Genomic DNA, 10,853 nt, shown 5'->3' on the forward strand with positions numbered 1-10,853 from the left:
CATGAAATACAAGTATGTTTTTTTGTTGTGATAATCTGACTTATATCTATGGCTTGTTAATTTTTTTGTTGTTTATCTTTATTTTTTAGGTGTTTGTGGTAGCATTTTTGTAAATGTCCATGATGTTGGACACCTCTAGTAGTTTTGTATTGGCATACTTATAAGGTTATTTTTGCGAGATTTGTCATATTCTTTGAGTACTAGTTTATTTAAATGAGTGCATAAACTAATTTCGAAAGACGTTTTATGAAAAGTCTGCCTTTAGAGTTAGCTTATGTCTTTAGGCAATAAGATGTAGTAGGAAAGGTGCAGTTAAATTAGCAGAGCTGGTGGTTTAAGCGGTTAGTTTTACCTTTGATTTGCAATAAATGTTTCACTAAACCCTGCCATTTTAAAAACACAGAATGCACGGTTTTTAATAAATGTTTATTGATGATATTTAATTGATTCTATTTTTTCAATTTTAAGTGGTAATAGGCTGAAACACCTTGAGTAACGCGATTTAATGCACTTTACTGTGTAAATTGCCGTGCTGAGGATGTGACATCTGACTGATCCGCAGAACCAATGATGGGCATGGAATGAATACAGATTTAGTGACTAGGTTAGTCGCATTGGCTAATACGCGTGGTAGCGACATTGCATATCAATATTTTTATGAAGATGGTAAGCCATGTAGAGTAATGAGCTACTCTGAACTAGACGAGAGAGCAAAGCAAGTTGCAATACATCTTCAGCAACATTTTTCCAAAGGCGACCGAGCACTCTTATTGTTTAACTCAGGCTTTGAATTTGTTGAAGCTTTCTTTGCTTGCTTATATGCAGGTATTATCGCGGTTCCTGTTTATCCACCTAAAAAAAATCAAAATGTTGATCGCTTAAGAAGTATCGTGACTGATGCGGGTGCAAAAGGTGCCTTAACCAGTGAGAAAATTTATGAAATTGCACGCCCTCTATTTGATTCTGAAGCACAATTAGCCAAACTAGCCGTATTTACAACTGATTCAGAAAGCACCACTAAGGTACAAACGCAGCAATGGTGTTTTAGTGATATTTTATTGGATGATTTAGCATTTTTGCAGTATACCTCGGGGTCAACGGGCAATCCTAAAGGGGTGATGGTTAGCCACGGCAATATCATCGATAACCAAGAAATGATGAAAATTGCATTTGGGCATGATAATTCAACCCCAATAGTCAGTTGGTTGCCACATTTCCATGATATGGGTCTTATTTTTGGTATTTTGCATCCGATATATATTGGTGCACCTGCATCCTTAATGAACCCAACTTATTTTTTGCAAAAGCCTTACCGATGGTTAAAGTTGTTGAGTGACACCAAAGCGGTGACCTCAAGCGCCCCAAACTTTGCATATGATTTATGCGTTGATACTGTCAAAGATGCAGATTTAAAATCTTTAGATCTATCACATTGGCGCTCTGCATTAAATGGTGCAGAGCCTGTAAGAGCAAGTACTTTAGAGCGTTTTGCGCAAAAGTTTGCAGAGTGTGGATTACATAGAGACAGTATTGCACCTTGTTATGGCATGGCTGAAACGACGTTATTTGCTACTGGAGGTAAATTGTCTGTCGCGCCAACGGTATTGCGTTTGGCCAGTCAAGCGTTAAAAGATGGACAAGCTCGGTTGTTGAGCACGCAAGAATCTATGCCCTCTCAATCAGGTATCTTTTTTGACTTTGATAGTACCTCTCAAGAGCAACCTTATTACGCTGTTTCATGTGGTATTGCGTGGCATAATCATACCGTCGCAATTGTAAATCCAGAGAGTAAAGAGCGGTGTGATGATGGTGACACAGGGGAAATTTGGGTTAAAGGTGCAAGTGTTGCACAAGGATATTGGGGTAAAGAAGCGCTAACAAAAGAGATATTTCAAGCACATATTGCAGATGACAATGATGGCCCGTATTTACGCACGGGAGATTTAGGGTTTATCTTTCAAGACGAATTATTTGTCACAGGTAGATCAAAAGATGTGCTTATTTTTCGGGGGAAAAATTATTATCCTCAAGATATAGAGCTTACGGTCAGCAATGCACATGAGGCATTAGATGCCAACGGAGGGGCTGCATTTTCAATTGTTTCATCGCCGGACCAACAAGCAAACCAATCAGCAACGCAAGAGCGTTTGATCATAGTCCAGCAAGTAAAACGTACTGCGGTGCGTAAGCTCAACCCTGAGAGCGTAACCGCTGACATTATGGCCGCGGTAACACAACATCATGGTGTAACACCATATGAAGTTGTGTTAATCAAACCTGGTCGTATTTTAAAAACATCTAGTGGTAAAATTCAGCGCCAAGAAAATAAACGGCACTACGTAGAAGCCTTATTTTCACCTTTATATCGAACCCTTCATGGGAATGAATTAGCTGAAACTCACGCGCCATTAACGGCAGGTTCTTCACAAAACGCATCAGGCAAATTATTGATAGAAAAGCTGTTGCAGCAGGTCGTTGGTCAAGAGCTCGAAAGTAATGTCCCCGTTTTAGACGTGAATGCACCTTTTCACTCGCTGGGGGTTGATTCTATGAGGGCGGTACGGATCTCTGGTGAGTTAATGGAAATGCATGGCATTGAGCTGGAAGCAACAGTGTTATATGAATACCCGACTATTGCTCAGCTTAGTGACTATTTGTGGCAGTTTGAGCAAGTACAAAGCGTGGTATTACAGAATCAAGGTATTGAAAACGTTATAAATCAGAGTGACATGGATGATACGGTAAAAAACATCAACACTCCGATTGGTAAAAGTACAGAGCAGGCTTTAGATAAGAGAGATGTTGCAGTTATCGGTATGGCTTGTCGCTATCCGCAGGCAAATAATATTGAGGAATTTTGGCAGCTCATTTGTGATAAACGAGACGCCATTTCTTTACCTTCCGAAAAGCGTCAACAATTGTGTCCTAATTTGGAAGCGGGTCGGTTTGGTGGGTATTTAGAAGATATTGCGCAGTTTGATGCCGCTTTGTTTGGAATCTCTCCAACGGAAGCAAAATATATTGATCCTCAACATCGTTTACTACTGCAAGTCAGTTATCACGCCATCCAGGCTGGTGGCTATTCCCCATCAGCTTTATCAGGAAGCAATACAGGCGTGTATGTGGGAATTTCACAGAACGACTACTTTGCCATGTCACAGCAGTTTGATAAACAAAATGCTTATCTTGGTACTGGGACAGCACTGAGTATTGCTGCAAATCGGCTATCGTACTTTTATAATTTTACGGGGCCTAGCATTTCGATTGATACAGCATGCTCTTCATCTTTAGTAGCGCTTCATCAAGCAATTCAGAGCATCAAAAGAGGAGAGATCTCTCAAGCGATTGTGTGTGGTGTGAATTTAATTCTCAGTGATGAAGTGACTAAAGCCTGTGAAGCCGCACAAATGCTTGCTGATGATGGTCGTTGTAAAACATTTTCAGACGCTGCTGATGGATATGTTCGCAGTGAAGGTGTTGGTTGTTTGTTTTTGAAGCCATTGGAAGGGGCTTATCGGGCGCAAGATCCAATACAAGGCATATTAAAAGGCAGTGCTGTAAATCAAGATGGACGCAGTAATGGTATTACAGCGCCTAATGGCTTATCACAACAGACTGTTATTAAAGCAGCTTTACACAACGCAGCTGTTTGTGCTGAAGATGTACAGTATGTTGAAGCACATGGAACTGGTACTAAATTGGGTGATCCTATCGAGTTATCAGCGCTAAGCAAAGTATATAGACCTCAGGGTCAAATGGCGTCTCCCATTACTGTCGGCGCGGTTAAAGCCAATATAGGCCACTTAGAATCAGGCGCCGGGATTGCAGGTGTTATTAAAACTCTATTGTGTATGCAGCATGGAAAAATTCCAGCTCAGCCCCACATTAATACACTTAATACGCATGTTCCTTGGGCAAAAATGCCTTTAGTCGCGAATACTTCTGATACTCATTGGCCAAAAGAGGATTTAGCACATTATGCAGGGGTAAGTTCATTTGGTTTTGGGGGAACCAATGCGCATGTAATTTGTGAAGCGGCACCTAAGCAAAATCTCCTTGATGTTAATTTACTGGCGCAAACAGGGTTTTATTTACTCGCTGTTTCAGCAAAAACGCCTTTAGCACTGAATCAGTCTCTTAATCGTTACTACGAGGTGTTAGCTAAACTAGACGCTAATGAGTTTGATGCATTGGTTTATAACAATGCAAGGCAGCCTCATATGAGAGAGTATAAGCGGGTGGTACACGGTTTAAGTCGAACACAATTACTTGAAAACCTGAACATGGCTAACAAAACCTATAGTGCGCATCATGACGGCGGGTCTCATAATATCAGTGAGTTGGCTTTATTGTTCACGGGGCAGGGTGCTCAGTATGCAAATATGGCAAAGTCTTTGTATTCAACACAGGCAGTATTTAAGGCAGCGATAGACGAATGTAATGATTTGCTAGAGAATCAGCGAGCAGAAAGTTTGCTGGACGTGTTATACGGCAATCCACAAGCTGAGTTGTTCAACGAAGCACAGTGGACACAAATTTGTTTATTTGCCGTGGAATACGCTTTCTCAAAGTTATTGTTAAGCTTAGGTATTACACCGAAATATTTGGTCAGTCATAGTGTTGGAGAATATGCTGCTGCATGTATTGCAGAGGTTTTCTCTATCGAAGATGCAGTTAAACTGATTGCCGCCCGAGCATCGTTAATGGCAGAGCTGCCTAATGAAGGCCGAATGATATCAATACGCTGTACTGATATTGTGGCACAAGAAATAGTTGCGAAGTGCCATGCTGACTGTTCAACTCAGGTTTGCATTTGCGCATTTCATGCAGAGTCAGGGGTGGTGTTATCTGGGCAAAATACCGCGATTGATTTTGTATGTAGGCAGTTAGAACAGAAGAAAATTAAATATAGGGAGGTAAACACTGCACGTGCTTTTCACTCTCCATTAATGGCACCTATACTTAGTGAGTTTGCAAAAGTAGCCAATAGCATTACTTTCTCTTTACCTAAGTATCCCTATTTGTCTTCGGTTACAGGTGAGTTTGAAACTGACGCACTGACAACCCCTGATTATTGGGTGCAACAAATTATTAAACCTGTACGGTTTGATTTGTGTCTGCATCAATTAAATAAAGTTGCACCACTTTGTACGCTCGAAGTGGGGCCCAAACCTGTATTGAGTGCCCTTGTTCAAGAAAACCTTAAAGATCATCATTGTGAATGTTTGCATGTACTCCATAACATAGGGGAAGATGTATCGCGCTTTCCAGCAAGTATTGGTCGCTTATTTGAATTAGGATTGGAGCTTGATTGGTCTTGCGTTTACCCTCAAAAATCGGTTCCAAGACAGAGTTTACCTGCTTATCCATTTGATGAGCATGCTCATTGGATTGTGCCTTTAAGTACCCAAGAGAGTAAAAATAAAGCATCGAACGGGCACCGCCATGCAGATGAAGTTAACGCTTATGTTAAAGGCGCAATTGTTCAAGGCAAGCATAGTGAAGACCGACAAGTCATAATTCGAGAGTTTGTATTGTCTACATTGGCAAACTTATTATCTATGCCGGCTGAAGCAATCCAGACAGATCTACCTTTGCTCGAAATGGGCGTAGATTCATTGATGATCATGCAGGCTGTTCGCTTATATGAAAGGGAGTTTGGCCTTGAGTTTAGTGTGCGTCAGTTTTATGAAGAGTTAAGCACAGTTGATAGTTTATTGGCTTACATTGTACAACATAGTGATTACCGTACTCAGCCAATAGCAGCTAATGTTGAAGAACACGCAACAGACCAATTAGTAAGTGCCGGAGACATTACGCACGGAAATAACAAGATAGCTTCGTGTGCTGTGGGCCATATAAATGGCGAGCTTGTAAAAGAAATTTGTCAAGCGCAATTACACGCTGCTACTCAAGTTAACAACGAGCATAGTCGAGATAGTCTCAAGGCGATCACTGCGCAGCAATTACAGTTGCTAACAACGACGACAGAGCGTAGTCACTCATTACCGTTAGGACAAGGTGATTCTGAAGATGCTTCAGCAGGCGTAAACGCTGGGTATAAGTACAGCGTTGAGGAAGGTAATGTTACACATTCAGTACCTCAGCCCCAAGCACACAAGTATCAAAGTAGCGTTAATTCAGTCTTGCCATCTTTTCAAAAAAAACAGCTTACTTCTCAATTAAAATCTGAACGTATGCAGCAACATTTTGCGGTATTAAGTGAGGAATATTGTAAAAAAACGGCAAAATCTAAAGCACTAATTAGTGAGAACAGACCATATTTAGCAGACAGTAGAGCTTCGGCTGGATTTAGACTTTCAAGTAAAGAGTTACTTTACCCAATTTTTTCTCAGCGCTGTGAAAAATCGCGAATATGGGACATTGATGGTAACGAGTACATTGATATTGCTATGGATTTTGGGGTTAATTTATTCGGCCATAAACCAGACTTTGTAACACAAGCGTTGTTACAGCAAGTTGAGGCGGGTTTGCAGCTTGGGTTAGCCAGCCCGCTTGCGTGTGAAGTGGCATCATTGATTAATGATTTGACCGGTTTAGAGCGTGTCACTTTCTGTAACTCTGGTACTGAAGCGGTCATGACTGCGGTTCGTTTAGCGCGTAATACGACTAAACGTGAAAAAGTTGTTCAGTTTTCAGGTGCTTACCATGGACATTATGATGGCACATTAGCACATGCATTGAGTGAAAGTGACGTTGAACCAATGTGTTCGGGTGTTCGTCATGGATCAATTAGTGATAATTTGGTTTTAGAATATGCAGATCCTAAGGCGTTAGAGACTATTCGTAAACATGCTTCTTCTATTGCAGCCGTATTAGTTGAGCCTGTACAAAGCCGTCATCCTGAATTACAGCCATGGGCATTTTTAAAAGAATTACGCGAGTTGACGAAAGAACTGGGCATTGCGCTGATTTTTGACGAGATGATCACTGGGTTTCGAGCACATCCAGGTGGAGTTCAGGGGTTGCTAGATATACAAGCCGATATGGCAACTTATGGAAAAATTGTTGGTGGCGGGCTGCCTATCGGTGTGGTTGCGGGTAGCCACGCGTACTTAGATGGTATTGATGGTGGTGTGTGGCAATATGGCGATACTTCTTACCCCCAAGCAGACACAACGTTCTTTGCTGGGACTTTCTGCAAACACCCATTAGCCATGGCGAGTGCAAAAGCTGTGTTGAGCGAAATAAAACGTCAAGGACCCGCTTTGTTCGATGCTGTGAATGAAAAAACCACGTACTTGAAAGAGACGTTAAATCGGTTTTTTACAGCAGAGCAGATCCCAATTAGCCTTGAAGCCTTTACATCACTATTTAGATTTAAATTTACACAAAACTTGGATGTGTTTTTTTATGAAATGCTCAATCGTGGCGTGTTTATTTGGGAGGGGCGAAATTGCTTCTTATCAGCAGCGCATACGGATGCTGATGTTGAGGCAATTATCCAAGTCGTACAAGACAGCGCACTCAGTATAAAAAAAGCCGGATATTTTGGCGATTCTTTAGCATTAGAATCACAGATAAGTGGTGCCAGTGAAAATGACGCTGTGCCCTTAAGTGATGCTCAGCAGCAATTGCTGGCGTTGGCTTTACGGTCTGAGCAAGGTGCAAAAGCCTATCAGTTACAAGCGACGGTGAAGTTAACTGGTGCAGTGAATAAACGACGTTTAGAGCGTTCAATTAGGGAAGTGATAAAGCAATACCCAATGCTAAGTTATGGTGTGGATAGCGATACGTTATGTCATAGGAAAGGTGCTTTTAATCAAATATTAATGCCGGTTGTGACAATTGATACAGACGCTCAGCTGACGGCAAATTTAAGCGCCTTGCGTTACGCCCCGTTTGACTTGGATAATGATGTATTATGCCGTTTTAATTTGGTAGAAGATCAGCGAGGCTGCAGTTATTTTAGCCTTGTTGCACATCACATACTATATGACGGAGTGTCACTACAGATTACTTTGAAGGCGATTGCAGCTTATTACAATCAGGAAGTGATAGAGCCCGCAAATTCAAAACTAGACTTTTTTGCCTATATTCAAGCGCTCAAGCAATACCAACAGACAATAAAATTTGAAGAGGATAGGACGTTTTGGTTAACGCATTTGGCGACCAGCTGTGAGCTCGCCTTGCCAACGAAGTTTGCGTTAGCTGAAAACATCGATGCAAAGGAGGAGATGCATTTTGAGGTGGAAACACGGAGTATACATCTCACAGAGGAGGCCATGCTGAATGTATCGCAGCTTGCTAAACGCAATGGCTGTGGGCAATTTGCTACTTTGTTGTCAATGTACCTTTTATGGTTAAGTAAATTGACGCAACAATCGATTGTCACGGCAGGGATCCCATGTTCAGATCGACAGTTATTGTCTCGCAGAGATATCGTTGGAAGTTCGGAGGATATTTTTGAGCCTGATATCTTAGATAGCCAGTTGGTGGGGTATTGTACTAATATTCTGCCAATTAATATTGATGTTATGGCGTGCAGTCATTTAGGTGAGCTGACCAAGCACGTGCAGTCTGTACTACTGACTGCCTTTGAACATCAGCATTATCCATATTCTGCGTTAACGAAAGAAGACATTCATTTACCCTCTACCTTGTTCAATATGGATAAAGTACCGTCATTACCGGCTTTTGCTGAGCTGAGTATTGATACTGGGCCCTCGGTAACCACCTATAGTCAGTTTGAACTGAATTGTAATGTTACCCAAGTTGGTGAGTCATGGTCGTTAGACATAGAGTTTAATAAACACAAATTTGATACCCAACTATTTGATGGCTTCATACAAAGTTTTGTTGCGTTCATTGAGAAAGGAAACTCTCAAGATACGTTGCACTCACCAGCTTGTTCGTTTGTAACTGAATCAGCTCAAAAAACGTTACTTGAAGAGCAGTTCAATAAAGCACAGCAACTACGCGTTGACTCGAACAGCTCACAGCCGGCATTAACTAACTATATTGAGCAGTTTGAGCAAATCGTTGCTCAGTACCCGACGCATCCAGCATTGAGCTGTGAAGAACAAACTTTAACGTATGAGCAATTAAATAGGCGAGTAAACGTACTTGCACACCACTTGCGAGCGCTCGATATTGGCGTCGGTAGTTTAGTCGCCATTGCTTTGCCTCGGCGTGTTGAGTTGGTGGTGAGTATATTGGCTGTTTTGAAAACAGGTGCGGCATATTTACCATTAGATTTGGCGTTTCCACAGGCGCGGATAAATTACATTTTAAATGATGCACAAGCGTGCATATTACTCTGTGATAGCCTATGCGACGACAGTGTATTAAATAGTCGCCATAGTATGACAGTGTTAGATATTGACTCACTATCGAGCACTTTAAATCCAAGCGAGGCGCCGAACTTAAATATCGAGTTATTGCCAACACAGCCTGCCTATGTCATTTATACCTCAGGATCTACAGGTCAGCCAAAAGGCGTTGAAATAAATCATTTAGCGCTAATTAACTTTTTATCTGCAATGGTACAAGCGCCTGGAATATCGCGTTCAGATACGTTGTTATCAGTAACAACCATTGCATTTGATATTGCAATGCTGGAGCTTTTTACGCCAATGCTTGTAGGTGCTCATGTGCTGCTGGCAAGTGAGCAAACATGCAGTGACCCTGCGGCCATTGTTGAGCTCCTAAATATAAACCCTGTATCTATAATGCAGGCGACACCAACACTTTGGCAGTTGTTGTTAGATCACCAGCCTCACTGTGTCAAAGGATTAAAAGTGCTGTGTGGCGGCGAGCCACTTAGCAAGTCGTTGGCAAAGGCATTTTTGAAAAATGACGTTGAATTATGGAATATGTATGGACCGACTGAAACCACAATTTGGTCTTCACTGAGTCACATCACAGATGCCGAGCACATATCTATCGGACACGGTATTACAAATACCAGCTTGTATATCATGTCAGACAATGTGCAAGGTGCATTGTTGCCACTACCTACGGGTGTATGGGGGGAGCTGTGTATTGGTGGTGTAGGTTTGGCAAATGGCTATTTTAAGCAGCCTCAATTAACTGCTCAACGATTTATAGAGCATCGTTTTAATGACCAATTTATTCAGCGTTTATATCGGACGGGGGACAGAGCAAGACGTTTACCAAATGGTGAAATTGAGCTCCAAGGACGTCTTGATCAGCAAGTAAAACTGCACGGTCATAGAATTGAATTAGGTGATATCGAACATCATTTACGGCAAGTTCTGGAAATTAAGAATGTACGTGTATTCATAAAACAAAATGCCAAACAACAAGCCAGTTTATGTGCGTATTGTATTGATGATGGCATCTTGCAAACACGATGGGCATACAGCGAGATACGCCAAGCACTAACCTTGCGTTTACCAAGCTATATGGTACCTGAATCTGTGTGTTGGTTGCTGGCGTGGCCATTAACGCCGAACGGAAAACTGGACTCGAATGCTCTACCTATACCGGAGAGTATAAAACAGCGAAACATAATACCTGTAGAGCCGAATACCGCCACTGAAGAAGCGCTTCACAGCTGCTTTTTGACGTTACTTAATACAAGTACTTTAGGCACTCAAGAAAGCTTTTTTGAGTGCGGTGGCAATTCTGTTTTAGCGATGCAGTTGGTGTCGAAAATCAATGCCCAATTCGGGATCCGTATCACTGTTGGCGATGTTTTTGACCATTCAAGCATCGCACTTCTGGCAGTGCGAATAGATGATTTGATGAATGCAATGGCGACATGTTCAGACAGCTCACCAGATATAAAAATGGTGAGTGATATTGTGAGTGGACGCGATATTAGTGCCGCTTTGGATGATGAATCCATGACAGAGATGGACCTATAA

The 10,853-nt window shown here is 41.7% G+C and carries 1 protein-coding gene; it reads left to right on the forward strand.

The window, feature by feature from the left end; genetic code table 11:
• Positions 1 to 581: 581 nt before the first annotated feature.
• Positions 582 to 10,853 carry a non-ribosomal peptide synthetase/type I polyketide synthase gene (locus PAUR_RS07290; RefSeq protein WP_192507123.1) on the forward strand — a complete coding sequence of 3,424 codons (10,272 nt, stop codon included), beginning with the start codon at positions 582 to 584 and terminating at the stop codon, positions 10,851 to 10,853.

Source organism: Pseudoalteromonas aurantia 208, assembly GCF_014858725.1.
Taxonomy (GTDB): domain Bacteria; phylum Pseudomonadota; class Gammaproteobacteria; order Enterobacterales; family Alteromonadaceae; genus Pseudoalteromonas; species Pseudoalteromonas aurantia.